Annotated in this window: 14 protein-coding genes; 5 read left to right on the forward strand and 9 right to left on the reverse strand. The window is 38.1% G+C overall.

The features are described from left to right. Positions 1–392 precede the first annotated feature (392 nt). Both AC6CH7_RS09500 and AC6CH7_RS09505 read left to right on the forward strand, forming a co-directional pair. The gene (locus AC6CH7_RS09500; RefSeq protein ID WP_498262467.1) at positions 393–842 is read left to right on the forward strand and encodes a MauE/DoxX family redox-associated membrane protein; all 450 of its coding nucleotides are present in this window, start codon (positions 393–395) and stop codon (positions 840–842) included. Positions 843–920: 78 nt separating this feature from the next. Next, positions 921–1,229 carry a hypothetical protein gene (locus tag AC6CH7_RS09505; protein ID WP_498262468.1) on the forward strand — a complete coding sequence of 103 codons (309 nt, stop codon included), beginning with the start codon at positions 921–923 and terminating at the stop codon, positions 1,227–1,229. Between the two features lie 41 nt (positions 1,230–1,270). Here the strand turns inward: AC6CH7_RS09505 and AC6CH7_RS09510 are convergent, their stop codons facing one another. The 4 genes from AC6CH7_RS09510 to AC6CH7_RS09525 form a co-directional block, all read right to left on the reverse strand. Next, positions 1,271–2,641 (reverse strand): RagB/SusD family nutrient uptake outer membrane protein, encoded by a 1,371-nt coding sequence (locus AC6CH7_RS09510; protein ID WP_498262469.1) that lies wholly within the window; start codon positions 2,639–2,641, stop codon positions 1,271–1,273. A 15-nt stretch (positions 2,642–2,656) separates the two neighbouring features. After that, on the reverse strand, positions 2,657–6,094 hold the full coding sequence (locus AC6CH7_RS09515) for a SusC/RagA family TonB-linked outer membrane protein (protein WP_498262470.1): 3,438 nt from the start codon (positions 6,092–6,094) through the stop codon (positions 2,657–2,659). Next, on the reverse strand, positions 6,094–7,350 hold the full coding sequence (locus tag AC6CH7_RS09520; protein WP_498262471.1) for a FecR family protein: 1,257 nt from the start codon (positions 7,348–7,350) through the stop codon (positions 6,094–6,096). The genes AC6CH7_RS09515 and AC6CH7_RS09520 overlap by 1 nt, the downstream gene beginning before the upstream one ends. A 230-nt stretch (positions 7,351–7,580) precedes the next feature. Further along, the gene (locus tag AC6CH7_RS09525) at positions 7,581–8,465 is read right to left on the reverse strand and encodes a LysR family transcriptional regulator (protein ID WP_498262472.1); all 885 of its coding nucleotides are present in this window, start codon (positions 8,463–8,465) and stop codon (positions 7,581–7,583) included. Positions 8,466–8,560: 95 nt separating this feature from the next. Between AC6CH7_RS09525 and AC6CH7_RS09530 the strand changes: the two genes are divergently transcribed. After that, a complete protein-coding gene (locus AC6CH7_RS09530; protein ID WP_498262473.1) occupies positions 8,561–9,283 on the forward strand; it encodes a class I SAM-dependent methyltransferase in 723 nt (240 codons plus the stop codon). Between the two features lie 85 nt (positions 9,284–9,368). Beyond that, positions 9,369–10,208 (forward strand): maleylpyruvate isomerase N-terminal domain-containing protein, encoded by an 840-nt coding sequence (locus AC6CH7_RS09535; protein ID WP_498262474.1) that lies wholly within the window; start codon positions 9,369–9,371, stop codon positions 10,206–10,208. 15 nt (positions 10,209–10,223) lie between these two features. On the opposite strand, the gene AC6CH7_RS09540 is transcribed toward AC6CH7_RS09535, so the two are convergent. From AC6CH7_RS09540 to AC6CH7_RS09555, 4 genes are all read right to left on the reverse strand, one after another. After that, entirely contained in the window at positions 10,224–10,868 is a 645-nt protein-coding gene (locus tag AC6CH7_RS09540; RefSeq protein ID WP_498262475.1) for a class I SAM-dependent methyltransferase, read from the reverse strand. A gap of 105 nt (positions 10,869–10,973) precedes the next feature. After that, positions 10,974–11,225 carry a hypothetical protein gene (locus AC6CH7_RS09545; RefSeq protein ID WP_498262476.1) on the reverse strand — a complete coding sequence of 84 codons (252 nt, stop codon included), beginning with the start codon at positions 11,223–11,225 and terminating at the stop codon, positions 10,974–10,976. Further along, positions 11,222–12,562 (reverse strand): PepSY-associated TM helix domain-containing protein, encoded by a 1,341-nt coding sequence (locus AC6CH7_RS09550; protein WP_498262477.1) that lies wholly within the window; start codon positions 12,560–12,562, stop codon positions 11,222–11,224. The genes AC6CH7_RS09545 and AC6CH7_RS09550 overlap by 4 nt, the downstream gene beginning before the upstream one ends. Next, positions 12,562–15,030 (reverse strand): TonB-dependent receptor domain-containing protein, encoded by a 2,469-nt coding sequence (locus AC6CH7_RS09555; protein ID WP_498262478.1) that lies wholly within the window; start codon positions 15,028–15,030, stop codon positions 12,562–12,564. Before AC6CH7_RS09555 ends, AC6CH7_RS09550 begins: the two co-directional genes overlap by 1 nt. A gap of 258 nt (positions 15,031–15,288) precedes the next feature. Here AC6CH7_RS09555 and katG point away from each other — a divergent pair, with 258 nt between their 5' ends. Next, positions 15,289–17,565 (forward strand): catalase/peroxidase HPI, encoded by a 2,277-nt coding sequence (katG, locus tag AC6CH7_RS09560; RefSeq protein ID WP_498262479.1) that lies wholly within the window; start codon positions 15,289–15,291, stop codon positions 17,563–17,565. Positions 17,566–17,699: 134 nt separating this feature from the next. On the opposite strand, the gene AC6CH7_RS09565 is transcribed toward katG, so the two are convergent. Further along, positions 17,700–18,401: a peptidase associated/transthyretin-like domain-containing protein gene (locus AC6CH7_RS09565; protein ID WP_498262480.1), complete on the reverse strand. Its 702-nt coding sequence runs from the start codon at positions 18,399–18,401 to the stop codon at positions 17,700–17,702. Between the last annotated feature and the right edge of the window lie 189 nt (positions 18,402–18,590).

The raw sequence follows: 18,590 nt of genomic DNA on the forward strand, positions 1-18,590 counted from the left end.
TTTAGATCGCAAGCTTTTGAATGGACTTTAGATATAAATAGGCTGTTGTAGATAAATAATTGCTACAACTTTACAGCTTAACAAAGTTGTATACAATGCATTCAAACCTCAAGTTCCAATCTGCTTTTGCAGAATCGGAAATTCTCACCTTTAATACACTCCTTGATTTTTGTACTACCGCACTGCAAATGGAAGGGGAGGTGCTATACCTGCGGGGATACATAAGATCCTTGTAATTACATTCAATGATTTAGCTATGGATGCAGATTTCTATAATTTTATCAATGATTGTATCCTGCCAAAGTACTTCTCGATTATTTTGGCAGGATTTCATGTTTTTTTAAAACAAATATGTTGCATTTTTGGATCATTAAAAATACCTGATTTATACTATGCAAACAACATTCTTTAATCAAACAAAATTCTACATATCTCCTAAAGTCAGAGGTATCATTGCAGATGTTATTGTTTATTTGATTCTTGCCTTGTTTATGTATACTGCTGCAAGCAAATTATTTGCTATTAGTTCATTTGCATCTACACTTACTAAATCACCTTTAATTGGTGAGTATAGTAAATTGGTTGCATGGGGCATTCCAATAACTGAACTGATAATTGGTGTGTTGTTAATTTTTGCTCCGATTAGAAAATGGGGATTATATGCCTCATTTGTACTTATGATTTTGTTTACCCTGTATCTGTTATACATGGTTTTTTCTGGCAGCAAGTTGCCCTGCCATTGTGGTGGAGTGATCAGTACAATGACATGGCAGCAGCACATCTGGTTTAATCTGGCTTTTGTGTTACTGGCATTTACAGGAATTTATATTGATAAGAAATAAAGACTTTACGCCTGTGAAACAGGTAATTGCTGTAGCCTGTTAAAATAAACACAGTCTCATTAAATTAAAACTTTAAAAATGAACAACATTAAAAAAGTGGCACTGGGTGTGTTAATAGCAGGTCTTGCATTTGGCTTCAGTGCATTCACAACAATTAAAAGGAATAATAGAGTGCTTTATTATAAAGCGGATATGACGTATCCTCTGCCTACTGATCCAAGAGGTTATTATTATTATTCAGGTGATAGATGCGAGTCTGATGGCTCAATCTGTTCTGCACTGTGGCAGATTGGAACTAATGGAATCCCTGTCGCAGATGGAACACCTTTGCCAGGTTCAGATAGGTCGTTCATATCCGGTTCTGTTGCAATAGGCCATTTTGAATAATAAATAAGTTATGGGGTGCCTACCCATGCTTAACTAATTTGTTATCTGTCATTTTGCTGTATTCCAGTTAGACTTAATTCTTTTTCATCAATAGGAAAGACATATCTTTTGTCATTTGGAAGTAGGTTATAAGTTTGATTATTTAATACCCTTGTTAGGATGGTCGAAAATCTATTGTCTTTGTTTAAGCGTCTTAGATCCTGCCATCTAAGACCTCTAAAGACTAATTCTTTTCTACGTTCTTTTACAATATAGTTTAATACCTGCTCCTCGTTAACATTAATAACCTTGTATGTACGATTATATCTGTTCTTCAAAAGGTGGTTTAAGTCTGCTAGTGCAGAAGCAACTTTGCCATCTCTAGCGTTGGATTCTGCACGGATCAGGAAAAGCTCATCAGTGGCTAAACCTCCAAACAAGTTTTTGTCGCCATTGTAACTGCCTTTATAAGTAGTGGTACCATTGGGATTATCTTTAAAGAAAATTTTGCGTCTATAATCGCCTTCTGTATACATATCAACTAATGTTGGTTCAACAATCAACCTTGTAGCATTGAAAATCCCATAGGTAAAAGTACTTTGAAATATCACCTCAGGATTGAGTCTCTTGATAGGGTTGGCTGCATCAGGACTCAGCGTTGCATAGTCAACGAGATTTGACTGGATTTGTAGCGCCGAGTCGGCATATAAACCTGCCGACTCATAATCTTCCATGGTCAAATATGTTCGGGCTAATAATGCGAAAACTGCCTGCCTGGATGGCCTTGTTTTAAATAATGGTGTTGTGCCCATTAAAGGGATGGCTGATTTTAGATCTTTAATAATCTGATCGTAAGTCTGCTGAAGAGTTGAGCGTTGTAATTGTATATTTACATTGTATTCCAACCTTAGTGGTAGTCCTAGTTCTGATTTTGATGTAGCCTGATCATAGGCCGGGCAATATTCCTGGGCAAGGTTAAAAAAGTCGAAAGCACGAAAGAACAAGGCGCTGCCATGTATGTTATTCCATTCATCTTGTCGGGGAGTGGGTACTTTTATTTTTTTTATACCATCTAGGATAACATTGGAATTTAAGATTCGTCTATAAGAATTTTCCCAATCGGCACTAAATTCTCCACTATAAAAGTTGGCTGTGGGAGCCCAGATATAAGCTGATTTTTCCTGACTGGTGAAAAGTGATTGCCATGACGAGTAAAGGATGTAAAAATCGCCAGAGGCAATTTCAGCCAAACCACAGGCTTGTGAGATATTAAAAGTCAGAGTGGAATTGTCTAATAAGGCCTGAAAATCTTCCAGGGTTTTTGGTACAATCTGTGATTGATCGGGGTTTGCCTCCAGCCAGCCTTTTTTACAACCTGAAAAAAGTCCAATTAAGATAACTGTGATAAATAGAGTTGTTTTATTTGTTTTCATATCACTACGTGTACTTTAAAAATAGATTTTGAGTCCAAAGGACAGACTTCTGGATAAAGGGGTATTAAAATTATTTCCATAATCGGGAATATAATCTGGATCTAATCCGAAATTATTGGCTTTCCAGAGGATTCCCAGATTATTAGCATAAAAGTAAAGTTGTAAATGTTTTACGGGTATGTTTTTCCAGTTGGAGTGATCTAAGTCAAAACTAATAGTTACATCCTGTAATCGAATGTGATCGCCCCGTGCTGTGGTGGCGGATGAGCTTTTATAAAACTTGTCCCGAAAATCATTTTCACCAAAACCTCCCATTGATGGGACATTAGTGGTGGCTTCATCTCCACTTTTCTGCCAGCGATTTCCAAAATCAGCATTCATGTTAGAACTAATGTTTGAGTTATACAGATTGTAATAATTTACTGTTGGTTTTCTGAAATAATAGCCAAACTTATAGCTGATGTTGAATGCTAATGTTAACTTTTGAAAAGAAAAAACATTGTTTAAGCCTCCAAAAACAGTAGGCCTTGCCGGGCCATTATACTCCAGGTTTTCTATTGTGCTGTTAAGGATGGTTTTGTAATCTTTACTAACCTGGCCATTTACATAGCCTCTGGGGTCGCCGTTTAACGGGTCTAATCCTGCCCATTTGTAACTGTAAATTCCATATACAGGTCTGCTTAATATCGGGATACTGCTGTAGGTTCCAACATAGTAGATACTGGCAGGCTGAACAGCGTGATAATCTGTAACCCGGTCATGTGCGGCAGAGAGTATAAAGCTTGTCGTCCAGCCTAGTTTTCCTTTTAAATTTTGTGAGTTTAGGGAAATATCTAATCCTTTTGTTTTCAGTTTCGAGTAGTTACCTCTTAAGACTTTGATCCCGGTATTTGAAGGGAAAGCCTTGTCGCCCAGTATATCAGAGCCATTTTTGATATAATATTCCACTTTTCCACTAATTGCAGAATTCCTTAGTCCAAACTCAACTCCAACATTGGCAATAGCTACTTTTTCCCATCTAAGTTCAGGATTACCAATATTGATAATGCTTGCGAAAGGTAGGCCGGTGTATGCAGCGCCTAATGGATTGTACTTAAATGTAGTAATTCCTGTGTTTGATTTATCCAGATTACCACTATACCCATACGATGCCCTGAATTTTAAAACAGGTAACCAGTTTAACTTATAAAAATCTTCTCTGTCAATATTCCATAATGCTCCGGCAGACCATAATGGAACGTATTTTTGATTGGTTTTTATGCCAAAATAATTGGAACCATCAATCCTTCCACTTCCTGATAGGGTATATCTGCCATCGTAAGTATAAGCTGCATTAATATATGAGGAACGCATTCTATCTGTTCTTTTAAAAAAGCCATAATTAGTTCCAATTTGACCTGAGCCTACAGGGTTTAAATCAAAATAACTTTCAGAGTCTACTGCTATTGATTTACCTGAATTTAGATCGTACCCGTATTTAGTCTGACTGTTCAGGTCTGATACAGATTCCGAAATTTCATAGCCCATAATGGCTGAAATGGAACTTTTCTGCCCTCTCTTCTCATAGTTTAACTGGGTGCGTAAATTATTAGAAGAGGCTTTTCCATTGACCGTATTAAGAATTCCTCCTAAAGGAATATTGTAACCACTAACAGTACCTGAAGTTAAAATAGAATATTGATTGATAAGCCGTCTGGTTTGGTAGCTTTCGATACTGTTGTAACGTGAAGCCTTACTATCAAACTCCTGATATTGGTATTTTATACTCGCGCTTAAGCCTGTAATGATAGTGTAGGTTAATCCTCCGTTTAATCGTAAGTTATTATCCTTTATGGTGCGTGGAGATTTACCCAACTCATTTAGGGGTACATATGACCAATCTAAAAATCCTTTATCGAGTGCTTCTTTTCTGAAATCTGCATTGAAATCACGATCGAGCATAGTATTCTGACCATTTACATCTCTAAATTGATAATAAGGGGTAGTATGAGATGATATTTCGCTTAAGGTGCTATCTATGTTTGATGTTGATTTTACATAATACACGCCTAGTTCCAGTTCTAGATTTTTAATAGGACGTAGGGTGTTTTGGCTATTTATAGTGATCCTACGGTTATTATTAGCGATCAGGGTCGCATCAGTTTTGTCGTATCCGGCAGAGAAATAATGGTTTGATCGTGTCGTTCCTCCATTTAATGACACGGCATATTGTTGCGAAACAGGCTTTCTATAAAAATATTTTAATTCATCATTTCTCACATCTTTAGCCCTTAAAACATTTAACTGCCTTGTGGTTTCATCGGCAGATTGGCCCATTCGCTGTTTGTTTAAGATTTGTACTACAGGAGAAACTACGGTATAGTTTTGAGGGTTACTTAATACACCATCATATTTTCCTTGATCAAATAGAAATGTTTCTATATCAATATAATCAGATGAGGATAAAAAATTTTGACTATAAGAAAGATCAGGCTTGCCGGAAATGGCAACATTCGAATTTACAGATACACTTAAAGGCTGCAGGTTCTTACCTCTTTTGGTAGTAATTATAATCACACCATTTCCTGCCCTAACCCCCCATATAGATGCGGCCGCGGCATCTTTTAAAACTGTAATTGTGGCGATATCATTTGGGTTAATGACATCGAAGTCTCCATCAAAAGGAAAGTTATCCAAAATGATCAGAGGTTGATCGTTTGCGAAAATAGTACTCCGGCCACGAACAGACAAATCAAGGGGGCCAGCATTGGCTCTAACTGTATTCCTATTAAATAATAGACCACTGGTAATGCCCTCTAGTCTGGATAATACATCAGGGCTTACCTTGCGTGCAAATTGTACGCTATCCCCCAATGCAAAACTTCCTGTGGCACGTTGTTTTGGTATTTTTTGATAACCTGTACTTACTATTTCTACTTCCTTTAGCAGATCGTTATTTAAAGATAAGCTAATCTTTTCCATTTTGGCTAAAGCCTTTATTTCCTTGTTTTGATAGCCCACATAAGAAATAATCAGTGTGGCTCCTGTATCTACTCGCTTTAGTAAGTACTGGCCCTTAGCATCGGTAACAGTTATTTTGTTTTCTCCTTTAACACTGACACTTGCACCTTCCAGTAATTGATTCTGCTCATTCATTACCGTACCATATACTTCAATAACAGAGAGAGAATTTATAATGATCATTTTTTTTGAAATGATGTAGGTAAGCGGAAGGCCTGATAAAATACGGTTCATGACCTGAGGCAAACTTACATTTTGAAAATCTGCATCGATCCGTTGATCTACGTTTAGTTTTTGCTCATTCCAGATTACCTGATAGTCAGTCTGCCTGGTTATTTCTTTAAAGACTTGAACAAGAGTGACTTTTTTCTTTACGAAATTGAGCTTTTGAGCCATTATCGATGTGCTGAGCAAGCACAGTATTGATAGTATGAATACTGAATTTAGCTTCATTATTTAGTTATAATAACCTTTTTGCCTTGTATTTTAAAGTGTACATCGCTGGCAAGTTCAAGCGTTGTTAGTATACTTGAAATCTGCTCGGATCTGGTAAATGAGCCTCCCAAAATTTCCTTGCCTATCTGATTGTTTTGATACACGATTTCAATATCATACCATCTGGCGACTTTACGCATGATACTTTCCAAAGACTCATTTCGGAATGCGAATTTGCCATCTTTCCAGGCAATAGCATCACTGGCATCAACCTGCTTAACCTCTATAGGTTTGTTAACGGTAAAAGTAGATTGCTGGCCGGGTTTGAGGATTACCTCATCTCGAGTGTTCACGTCATCCTGACGTGGGTCAGGATCTCGCACGAGCTTGGCGGATTTGTTAGTGCGAGATGCTGAGATAAACTCAGCATGACGAACGGCAACGGAACCTTCTAAAAGAGTTGTCTTTATGCTGCCTTCATCGGCATAATTGCTAATGTTGAAATGCGTACCTAATACCTCTGCCATTTGTTCATTTGATACTACTATGAATGGCTGTGTCTTATTTTTGACTACCTCAAAATAAGCCTCACCACTTAATTCAATCTTACGCTGTGCTGTGCCAGCAAAACTTGAGGGAAACTTTAAACTGGAAGCTGCATTTAACCAAACCCTGCTACCATCTGGTAGTGTGATTTGGTATTGCCCGCCGCGAGGGGTGGCCACTGTTATTTTTTCTGTGCTATTCAAGAGATCTCTCTCTGCGGTTCGAGATGACTGGGATCCGTTCAAGATGACGGCAGTGTTATCATCATACTTTAAACTGGAGGCATTAACTACTACTCCTGTTTTTGCTTTGCTTAACTGTATGGTTCTGCCATTGGCAAAAGTTAATGTTGCCTTGTTTGAGCCTGGAAGAATAAGGTTTTTAACGAGTGGACGGTTGGCGTTGCTCTGCAGAGAAGCATGCTGTTTGCCATCGGGATTCTTAAAAAACATCCAAACTAGCCCGAAAATTGCAAAAGCTATTACAGCTACACGAATGAATACGTCCGATAACTTTTTGGGTTTACTGTTCTGTTCTCTAATTCTCATCAGCGTTGTTCCTAAATCAAAGTTTAATTTATGGAAGTATATGTTCTTTCCATTTTCCGGATGATTTAAAAAATCTGTGATTTCCTCTTTAGAAATCTCGCCAATAAAGTGATCGTCCTCATAAACAGGCAAAGTATCTACATCGCTTTCACGCAGAATAGTAAGCGCCTCAAAAATCAATTGTTTTGAATCTAGTTTAATAATATACGGTTTAATTGTGTTTATTTTCCTTACCCCTTAAAGCTGACTACCAAACGGTAATAGCTCTCTTTAGGAATTAAAGAAACAAATAAAAATTCAATAAAAACGTGAACATAAACCACAGTATCTAAAGAATAACAAAAAATGTTATTTGACGGCTAAATATTAAAGATATGCGAAATATCTATCTGGAAAAATCAAATTAGAGGTTAGTTACTTGTATTACTATAATTATCAATAAACCATTTCAATGCAGGATTTCTATTGGTTTGTTTGTAAGCTACAACTACTTCGGTATTTACAGGAATATTTTCCAATTCAATAAATGAAACTTTTAAATATTCATATTGTTTTTTGAGTGATAGGGGTAATATAGATACACCAAGGCCTGCTTCTACTAATTGTAATATAGAATGGACATTATTAGCTTCATGTGTAATGTCGGGTGTAAATTGCATCCGTTTGCAAATTTCAATTAGTTTATTGTTATAGTGAGGTGCAAATTCTTTATTGAAAAAAATAAATGGGCTCTTTTTTAAAATTTCGGCCAGTTCCTTATTTGTGCTGAACTTTTGTGCTGAAAGAGGGATAACAACTACAAAAGGATCAAAAAATAAGGTCTTAATGATTAATTTTTCGGAAAGAATAGGTGCTCTTAAAATACCTACGTCTAATTTTCCTTGCTCCAACGCTTCAATTTGGGTTACTGTTGGCAGTTCAAATAAACCAGTTTTTATATAAGGGAATTCTTCGCGCATTGCCTTTAAAATTTCTGCCAGATAGGATTGATAGACTGAACTTATATATCCGATCTTTAATTCTCCACTAGCACTTAAATGAATTTGACGAACTATATTTTTACTTTCTTCCAATCTTGCAAAAATTGCATTGACTTCAGTTTTGAAATACTTTCCAGCATCTGTTAAAGCAACGCGTTTGTTGTCGCGCGTAAATAACTGCACCTCTAATTCCTCTTCTAATTCTTTAATCTGACGACTTAATGGAGGCTGAGAAATAAAAAGTCTTGTAGCAGCTTTTGTAAAATGCAATTCTTCTGCAACAGTTTTAAAATATAAAAGATGTCTGAGTTCCATATTTGTAATACCTATTGAGTATTGTAAATTGATAAAATTGATATTTTTCAAATATGGTAAAAGGAGTTAGGTTTGACAAACGAAAAATTTAAGGTATGAAAACAGAATATTTAAAAAAGGCTACTAACGACGAGATTAAGAAAAGGTTTGATAATGATGTTGAACGCTTTTCAAATCTTGAAGTGGGCCAGCAAACAACCATTGATGCTCCACTTACCATGGATTTATGTACAGAGGCAGCAAACTACATTAACCCAAATGCAAAAGAATTACTGGATATAGGCTGTGGTGCAGGTAATTATACCTTAAAAATGCTAAGTAAAATCCCTGAATTGAATTGTACGTTGAATGATTTGAGCATGCCAATGCTAGAGCGGGCAAAAGAAAGGGTTTCTGCAAAAACTAACGGTAAGGTAAATGTTATACAGGATGATATGCGCAATCTTGATCTACTGGCTAATCATTTTGATGTGGTGTTGGCTGCTGCCACATTCCATCATTTACGTACTGATGCCGACTGGGAACTTGTTTTTACTAAATTATACATTGCACTAAAACCAGGTGGTAGTATTTGGATTTCTGACTTAGTTACCCATGACTCTGAATTGATAAATAAGCTTTTTCAGGATAAGTATAGGGCATACCTTGAAACGTTGGGCGGACCTGAATATGCACAAAAAGTATTTGATTATATTGCTTACGAGGATACACCGCGTTCATTAAGCTATCAGCTTGCTTTATTAAGTAAAGTCGGGTTTAAAGAGACTGAAATACTGCATAAGAATTCGTATTTCGCAGCTTTTGGTGCAATAAAGTAAGGCCAATGAACAATAAATTTCTGGAATTCATTATTTTTATATCAACTTCCGAAAGAAAATAATAATTAAAACGTTTGTTTATTTTATGACAACCCAGACGAAAACCCCTATTGATGTAGTTCATTTGCTACCTGTTCTTGATAAAAAACTGCTTGATTTACTGAAATCACTGAAACCTGATGATTGGCAAAAACAGACTATTGCAAAACTCTGGACTGTTAAAGATGTAGTTGCACATCTGCTAGATGGTAACATTCGAGTGCTTTCCATTCTTCGTGATCATCATTTCGGTGAACATCCTGATGGAAATTCCTATCAGGACTTAGTTGATTTCCTGAACAGACTCAATGCCGATTGGGTAAAAGCTATGAAAAGAGTAAGTCCGCAAATGCTTATTTTTCTTCTTGAAATAACTGGTCAGCAGTTTTGTGACTACCTTAAATCTTTAAATCCTTTAGATAAATCTGTTTTAGCAGTTGGCTGGACTGGTGAATCGGAAAGCAAAAACTGGACAGAAATAGCACGTCAATACACAGAAAAGTGGCTGCATCAACAGCAAATAAGAGCTGCTGTAAATAAACCAGATTTAATGACGCCTGAATTTTATTATCCTTTTATTGATATTTTTATGCTTGCTCTTCCACACACATACAGATCAATAACCGCAGATGATGGGACAATTGTAAAGGTTACCGTTGCAACGGACGCTGGCGGTTCATGGTATTTGCTAAGAACTGATAATAAATGGGTATTGACGAAAAACAGAACAGAGGCAGCTACGACTGAAATCGTTATTGATCCTGAAACCTCGTGGAAGTTATTTTCAAAAAGCTTGCGACCAGAACAAGTGAAGGATAAAGTGAAAATTAATGGTAACCAGGAACTTGGGCTGACTGCACTGACAATGCTTTCTGTTATGGCTTAAGGATTTATTTAAGTATTAGATATTAAGGCAATTGTTTGGTCTATAAAAAACGGAAGTGCACTTAGATATGATTACTCCGGGTGCAATTCCAGAAAATGGAATGTGCTTAAATCCGTTTTTAATTAAAAAGGAAACCCCCTCTGCATATTGATCTCTTTCTGAATCATCTAATACTACCACACCTTCTTCTGTTAAAGATTGGAGAGCCTGTTTACAGCAATTTACCCTATCTCTTCCATCAATAATGATAACATCAAATTTTTTTCCGGTATTAGCCGCACTCCTGCAGTAATCTCCATCGGGAACAAGGTCACAAAAAATCAGATGGACATTCTGGAGTTTGGAGGCTTTATTTGTGTTAAACCATATTTTATCGTGTTCAACAGAATAAACTTCTCCGGCTAAATCTGCATAAAAAAATGTCGAATTACCCGAACCAAATTCAAATACACGCTGCTGTTTATTCAAGCGTTCTTTGATAAAATCAATGAAAGAATAGGTTACCCATGCAATAGGTTTTCCAGTCTCGTCAATAGCAGACTTTGTTTTATATGCATCAAACCATCCTCTATCAGCAAGATAGCCTTTAAAACCCAGGGACAATAATACCTTTAGTTTCTCTGGCTGGAATAGGGTTAATGGAGATATTTTGTTTTTCATAGGGGGATAGATTGCAATATTACGCAATATACATAAATTGTAACGACTGCAATTATCCTTTATTGCTGTATCACATGCTGAATGAAGTTCTGGTGCGCCTGTTTATTACACAGGCAAAAAAATTAAGGTGCTTAATACCAGAATGCTGTAGGAAATTATTCCTGCCAGCAGCAAATACTTGTTGGCGCACAAAATTCCAATCATTAAGCTGATGATACAAAGAGCTGTTGCCCATAAGGTGTAGCTATAATCTCCTTTTGCCAGCAAATAAATGAGGTGGATAATGGCGATATTTCCGGCTATTAATGCTGTGGGGATCAGCTTATGTTGGATTAAGGAAAAGGCTTTCATGTTCATATGATGCTGGCTTTTGGCTTCATTTTTTTAAGGATATAATTGGTAATGGCATAAATGATGAATATAGCCAGTGTACCATTTACGATGATTGCTGCAATAAAGGAAGCCTGACGGTAGCCGATAAACATGCTGATCATAGCAATGATGATAAGGATCAATAAAAACAGGATAGAATAAATGAAAGTAGTTTTTAAAGGGCTAATGGATCTTTTTTTCTTCTTATCTGTACGATATAAATACACTACGAAACCACTAATTGACAAAAAAGCACTTGCAAGACCAAGAACAGTATACAATATCTTTAAACCTAAACCACCAAAATCACCGAAATGAAGAGCCTCCTGTACCGAATAAAATTTATCTCTGAATGATGCTTTGCTAATGTCGCATTTGAATAAGGGTTTGTATGTAGTCTTGGAAATAACAAGTGAATTTATGTTTCTTTCGTAAATCTGGCCGTCAACACTTCCATGAATTTCGATGGTAGCTGTCCCGTCCTCAGAAGCACGCATATAACCTGGCTTAAGATCTGGGAATTCTTGTTTTACCACTTTAAATACTTTATCCCAATGTACAGCAACGGTTGCATCTTCTTTCTTATCTATGATTACATCAGCCTTAAAATCATTAGGGGCTTTAATGTTAAACCATTGCATCAGTTTAGGTTGCAAGCCTAGCCAGGCACCGGAACACGCGATTACAAAATTGAAAGCCAGTGCACTTATACCTAATATTTTATGCCAGTCGGCCATTAAAATGCGCAAATTCTTCTTTCGGATTTTTGGATAAGGTTGCTTTTTCATGAAGTTTCCATAGATCAGAAAGCCCGTAATGGTAACTATTACAAAGGCTACTCCAGCCAAACCCACCAGTTGCCGGCCCCAAAAACCTTCATACAAACGGACATGCATTTGCCTTAGGTAATTGGCTAACGAATTTTGTCGGTCGCGACTGCCCAGGATTTTGTCCTGCACTGGATCAACAAACAGAGAATAGGACTGGCTTGATGCTTTGTCTTTGCCTTTTACAGCAAAACTGAAAGTAGCGATGCCTCCTGGCTTGTCGGGCATTTCGACCAGTAAACCACTCATCTTGGGATATTGCTTTTTAGCTTCGGCAAAAGAGTTATCAATTTTCGGTAGCGCAGGTGTTGCTTGAGATGCGGTATAAACCGAATAATAACGCCTTTGGACCCAGCCATCGATTTCAGGGATGAATACCGCGACTGCACCGGTAAAGCAAAGAATACCAATCACAATGCCTGTGTACAAGCCCGCCCAATGGTGGATTTTCCAGAGCAAATTGTGCCCTTTTTTATCGTTATTATTCGGTTTCATTAGAATGTATAGCCAATTCCAATCATGAAATTTCTTGGTGCACCCGGATACAATCTATTAAAATCATATCCACCCACCCAGTGGGTTTTGTTGAACACGTTGTTCAGGTTACCCGAAATTTTGAACTTATCGATATTATAATATAGCGCTGCACTGAATAGTGTATACTCAGGAAGTTCCAATATCGTATTCAGGGTGTTTCTTTTGCCGGTGTAGTTTACTCCAGCGCCTATCCCAAGACCTTTTAGGTCAGGATTCAGAAATGTGTATTTTGCCCATAAACCGCCTTGTGCTTTTGGAGCGTTGGCATTCAACAGGCCTACATTTTCAGGTTTGTCGCTTTTAGTGGTTTCAGCTCTGCTGATTGCAAAGTTTGCTGTAACACTGAAGTTTGGCATAATGGTACCATTGACGTCAATCTCTATACCCTTAGCGCGTTGCTGGCCTTCTTGTCTGAGTTCTTCGGTGTTTCCAGGGTTACCTGCATTGATTAATACATTGTTCTGCTCTATGCGATAAAACGAAAGATTGGCAGAAAGTCGTTTCTCAAAGAATTCAGTTTTTGCACCCACTTCATACATGTTGCTGATTAGGGGATCAAATGGACCGCCGAATCTAGCTGGATCTCCAATCTGAGCAACACTTTGCGGCTGATAACCTTCAGCATAAGTACCATAGAAACTTACCTGATCGAAAGGTGTATAGACCAAACCAACTCGAGGTATGAGCGCCTTTTGCTCTACCTTTTTCTCATCCGATTTTTTATATCTGTTGATATCTGTATAGTATTCTTGTCTTAGGGCCAACAAAGCCTGGAATTTGCCAAAGCTGATCTGATCCTGGATGTAAATTCCATGAACATAATATTTGGCAGGATCAGTTTGAGAAGAGGAATTGATGTAGCCGGAAATTTCAGAAATGGAATAATCAGGATTGACCAGATCGAAGTGTGGTACATTTGGCAGTGGGTTTCCCGATTTTTTATCATAGATAAATTCTACGTAAGAGGGATTTGGTTTTTCCGGAGTAGGAGGAAGCTGGAAATTCGCAACCGTTCCGTCTACTCTTCTATAGCCCGTTGCATTATAGTTAGAATTACCTATAGGTGATTCATTTTGGATATAATCGTATCCTGTAACTACTTTATGTTTTAAAGGACCTGTATTGAAGTCGGTAACAAAATATGCGGTAATATTATCGCTATAATTTTTTCCTTGTCTGCGGATGGTCTGCATTTCCATCTTTGTAGGGATTGAAACTCCGGCAGCATCTACTGCATACCGGTTTGAAGTACGGTGTTCCAGCAAATCCTCATCATACATGAACTTCATATAAGATGCATTGAAAGTTACGTTTTTGGTGATTTTTCTTTGTAGTGATGTAGTAACGTATAAGTTCGTTTCATTCTCGAAATCATTTCTTTTTCCAAGAGCAAAAGAAATAGGGGTAGAGTTAAGATCAGTTCCGGCAGTAGCGCCAAATATAGGCTGACCACGGTCTAAGCGACTCTTTGTTTTAGAATACACGAAATCGAAATTCACCTGCGTTTTATCATCTGGGATGAATGAAATTGAAGGTGCAATAACAATATCCTCGCCACCTTGTAATACCCGGAACGACTCTGCGTTTTGGTAAGCAAGGTTCAGGCGGTAAAGTAAAGTCTTGGTATCATTCATAGGGCCTGTAAAATCCGCCATCAGCCTGTTGGTATTATAGCTTCCTGTAGCGAAATTGATTGATTTACGTGCCTCATCCAGTGGCTTTTTAGTTACTGTATTTACGGTACCTCCGGGATCTGTATTGGCAAATAATGCGGAGGCCGGACCCTTGATTACCTCTATCCGCTCTACGTTTGGAAGTAATGGCTGACTCCAGCTGCTGGTAGGGGTTCTTAGACCGTTAATTAATGCGTTGCTTGATCGGAATCCCCTTAAAGAAATATCATTATTATAGTAAGAAAAGTGAGTAGCACCGCTGATGTTTTTGATAACATCACTTGCTTTAAAAGCTTGCTGATCGTCTATCACCTCTTTGGTTACATAACTGATTGCCTGTGGTACATACCTAAGCGGGGTTTCCGTCTTAGTTCCGGAAAAGGATTTGGTATTCTTATACGCCTGTTCCTTCCTTCCGGTTATCTCCACACCTTGCAATTCGTTATCTTTATTCTCCAATTGGATGGTCAATTGTGTTTTTCCATTTTGAAGGTTAAATCTGGTGTTTTGTGTTTCATAGCCAATATAAGAAGCAATAAAGCTATAAGAGCTGGGCGTAAGATCGGAAAACTCGAAATGACCATCCTGATCAGTGATCTGAATCAAATTCATTTCTACCAATTTAACGGTGGCTCCAGGAATAGGTTTGTTGGATTTGTCGGTTATTTTGCCATTTATGCTTAGCTGGGCTGATGCTACCTGAGCAAATAGTGACAAACAAATAAAAGAGAGCGCAGCGTAAAGTATCCTCATATAAAGCTTATTTAGATCAATTAAAAATAATGATCAAATATAAGAAGAGTTTTAATATTAGCAACATTGATTGTATTACATTTCAAACAGTTTTAGAGTGGCTTAGTCCTTAAGGAATTATAGATTTATACTTGCCGTAATAGATTTTAGCTATCGAAATATAGAATTAAATGATTGTGATTATTAGTCCTAATATCATAAATTTATAAATAGTCAGAACACGACTTAGAAACAGTTCAATACCATAAATTGATAAAAATGGAAAAAGAATCAAACGATATCAGTAAATGCCCATTTCATAATGGCAGCATGAAACACAATATTGGCGGTGGCGGCACCAGAAACCGTGACTGGTGGCCCAACCAATTAAAGTTAAGCATCCTGCGTCAGCACTCCTCGTTATCGAACCCATTGGGTGAAGATTTCGACTATACTGAGGCTTTCAAAAGCCTTGATCTCGAAGCAGTAAAAAAAGACCTTCATGCACTTATGACTGACTCCCAGGATTGGTGGCCGGCAGACTTCGGACATTACGGTGGCTTGTTTATTCGCATGGCATGGCATAGTGCCGGTACCTATCGTGTGGGTGATGGCCGTGGTGGTGCTGGTGCTGGGCAGCAACGTTTTGCCCCGCTTAATAGTTGGCCAGATAATGTGAGCCTTGATAAAGCCCGCAGGCTACTTTGGCCTATTAAACAAAAATATGGTAATAAGATTTCATGGGCCGATTTAATGATTCTTACCGGAAATATAGCACTCGAATCAATGGGCTTTAAAACATTTGGTTTTGCCGGTGGGCGCCCAGATGTATGGGAGCCGGATGAGGACGTGTATTGGGGTTCTGAGCGTACCTGGCTAGGTGGTGATCTGCGTTATGGACATGGATCAGAAGGTGTTGAAGAGAACCACGGAGTAGTAGTGTCTGATGACAATGCAGACGGTAAGATCCACTCTCGCAATCTGGAGAAACCATTAGCTGCCGTACAGATGGGACTTATCTACGTAAACCCCGAAGGACCTGATGGTAATCCAGACCCTATTGCCGCAGCTAAAGACATCCGTGATACTTTTGGCCGTATGGCTATGAACGATGAGGAAACGGTTGCTTTAATTGCGGGAGGCCATAGTTTTGGTAAGACTCATGGCGCTGCACCAGCTACCAATGTAGGCAAAGAGCCTGAAGCTGTAGACCTGGATATGCAAGGCCTTGGCTGGAGTAACAGTTATGGCTCTGGTAAAGGTGCTGATGCTATTACAAGTGGGCTTGAAGTAATCTGGACAACAACACCAACTCAATGGAGCAATAATTTTTTTGAAAACCTACTTGGTTTTGAATGGCAACTTACTAAAAGTCCGGCTGGTGCCCACCAGTGGGTAGCTAAAGATGCAGGAGATATTATTCCGGATGCATTTGATAGCTCAAAAAAACATGCACCTTCTATGCTTACCACAGACCTTGCCTTAAGGTTTGATCCGGTTTATGAAAAAATATCGAGACGTTTTCTGGAAAATCCAGATGAATTTGCTGACGCTTTTGCTCGTGCATGGTTTAAATTAACTCATCGTGATATGGGGCCTCGTGCACGTTACCTTGGCCCTGATGTGCCTGCGGAAGAACTAATTTGGCAAGATCCTATTCCTGCAGTTGATCATAAGCTAATAGACGAAAATGATATTACGGTATTGAAGACAAAGGTATTAGCTTCTGGATTGAATATATCAGAATTGGTTTCTACTGCTTGGGCTTCAGCTTCCACTTTCCGTGGTTCAGACAAGCGAGGTGGTGCTAATGGTGCACGTATTCGTTTAGCTCCACAAAAATACTGGCAGGTAAATAATCCTGGGCAATTACAAAAGGTATTAGATATTTTAGAAGGTATTCAAAAGGATTTTAATGGTGTACAGTCGGGCGGCAAAAAAGTTTCTTTAGCTGATTTGATTGTTCTAGCTGGTGGTGCAGGAATTGAAAAAGCAGCGAAGGACGCCGGACATACCGTTACGGTGCCTTTTGCATCAGGTCGTGCAGACGCTTCTCAGGAACAAACTGATGTTGAATCTGTGGGTTACCTGGAGCCAATTGCTGATGGTTTCCGCAATTACCGCAAATCAAAAATTCCTGTATCTACTGAAGAATTATTGATAGATAAAGCTCATTTGCTGACCCTTTCTGCACCTGAGTTAACAGTCTTAGTAGGAGGGCTGCGTGCATTGAATACAAATTTTGATGGTTCAAAACATGGTGTGTTTACATCACGCGCAGGGCAGCTTACTAACGATTTTTTTGTAAATCTGCTGGATATGAGAACTTCATGGAAAGCTGTGTCTCAAGATAGAGAACTCTATGAGGGTAGTGATCGTACTACTGGTGAGATAAAGTGGACCGCAACTCGTGCAGATCTTGTGTTTGGCTCTAACTCAGAATTGAGGGCTATTGCTGAAGTATATGGAAGTGCCGATGCTCAAAGTAAGTTTGTGAAAGATTTTGTAGCGGCCTGGAGTAAAGTAATGAATTTAGATAGGTTTGATTTATTGTAATTGTTCCACTCGAAATGTTAAATCCCTGTAGTCACCAGACTACAGGGATATCGATCCATATATCGAAATATTAAAAATTTTTCCATAGTATAACTCAAATTTTAGTTCATGTTCTGCATTAAGAAGCGTTTATACTAATAGCTTTTCAATGAAGGTGAAACTCTTTTTTCTGCTGGTAAGGCCTTAAATTCTTTATATGCAGCCATTAGATAAAACTTCATATCATCATCATCCATCTTGTCTAGCTTTTTGATTGTTGGTCTATAGAGCACCATAAAATAATCCAGCTCATCTCCGGCAAGCGGAGTTAATGTTTTAACTACTTTTTCATTAAAGCGTTGATCGATCTTGCGCTCGGTTTTCTCACGTTCTAATTTCCTTTTAAACCGCCTGGCAAACTTTCCCTCCCGACTAAAATACCTGGAAGGAGAGAAAATGAATGGTTGGTTCTTTGCCAGTTTAATTGCCTTTGCTTTTCTATATACATCTGCATACTGGACTTCAGGATTAAATGCCTCGGCCCTGATTTCTACCGTATGGAGAAACCTGTTGTTCAGCGTCATATACTTACGTATGGGCTTTGCATTTATCAAAAACAGGGTGTCGGAAAAGTAACCAGGCTGATTAAAAATTAATATTTGATTAGGAATAGCTCTAATATTAAACTCGCCTTTGGCATTAGTGATTACCTTTTCTTTGGAAGTAGCATTCGTCACTTCTACGTTTTCTAACGTGAGGCGTGAATCTCTGTCAACCACTGTACCAGTAACAACTTGAGCTGAAACCTGTTGGATCAGAAAGAATTGTAAAACTAAAAGGAGAGCTTTCAAACGCATATCTAAAGTTATGCAATTATGATGGTTTACTTTTCGAATCCATTGAGCGTCAGGTGTTAAATAGTGTTAAAGTCGAATGATATAATCGGTAACTTCAAATACTATTAACAACATTGTCTAAATCAACCCCTAAGAAAGTCTATTATACACCTCCGATCGATCTGTGTTTGTCTGTAATTTTGAATTAGA

The organism is Pedobacter sp. GQ55 (genome assembly GCF_059758925.1).

Excerpts from the sequence above, each read along its gene's own strand:
- katG (WP_498262479.1), top strand. The coding sequence starts at position 15,289 with ATGGAAAAAGAATCAAACGATATCAGTAAATGCCCATTTCATAATGGC.
- AC6CH7_RS09545 (WP_498262476.1), bottom strand. The coding sequence starts at position 11,225 with ATGAACATGAAAGCCTTTTCCTTAATCCAACATAAGCTGATCCCCACA.
- AC6CH7_RS09525 (WP_498262472.1), bottom strand. The coding sequence starts at position 8,465 with ATGGAACTCAGACATCTTTTATATTTTAAAACTGTTGCAGAAGAATTG.
- AC6CH7_RS09515 (WP_498262470.1), bottom strand. The coding sequence starts at position 6,094 with ATGAAGCTAAATTCAGTATTCATACTATCAATACTGTGCTTGCTCAGC.
- AC6CH7_RS09510 (WP_498262469.1), bottom strand. The coding sequence starts at position 2,641 with ATGAAAACAAATAAAACAACTCTATTTATCACAGTTATCTTAATTGGA.
- AC6CH7_RS09505 (WP_498262468.1), top strand. The coding sequence starts at position 921 with ATGAACAACATTAAAAAAGTGGCACTGGGTGTGTTAATAGCAGGTCTT.
- AC6CH7_RS09550 (WP_498262477.1), bottom strand. The coding sequence starts at position 12,562 with ATGAAACCGAATAATAACGATAAAAAAGGGCACAATTTGCTCTGGAAA.
- AC6CH7_RS09500 (WP_498262467.1), top strand. The coding sequence starts at position 393 with ATGCAAACAACATTCTTTAATCAAACAAAATTCTACATATCTCCTAAA.
- AC6CH7_RS09555 (WP_498262478.1), bottom strand. The coding sequence starts at position 15,030 with ATGAGGATACTTTACGCTGCGCTCTCTTTTATTTGTTTGTCACTATTT.
- AC6CH7_RS09530 (WP_498262473.1), top strand. The coding sequence starts at position 8,561 with ATGAAAACAGAATATTTAAAAAAGGCTACTAACGACGAGATTAAGAAA.
- AC6CH7_RS09540 (WP_498262475.1), bottom strand. The coding sequence starts at position 10,868 with ATGAAAAACAAAATATCTCCATTAACCCTATTCCAGCCAGAGAAACTA.
- AC6CH7_RS09535 (WP_498262474.1), top strand. The coding sequence starts at position 9,369 with ATGACAACCCAGACGAAAACCCCTATTGATGTAGTTCATTTGCTACCT.
- AC6CH7_RS09565 (WP_498262480.1), bottom strand. The coding sequence starts at position 18,401 with ATGCGTTTGAAAGCTCTCCTTTTAGTTTTACAATTCTTTCTGATCCAA.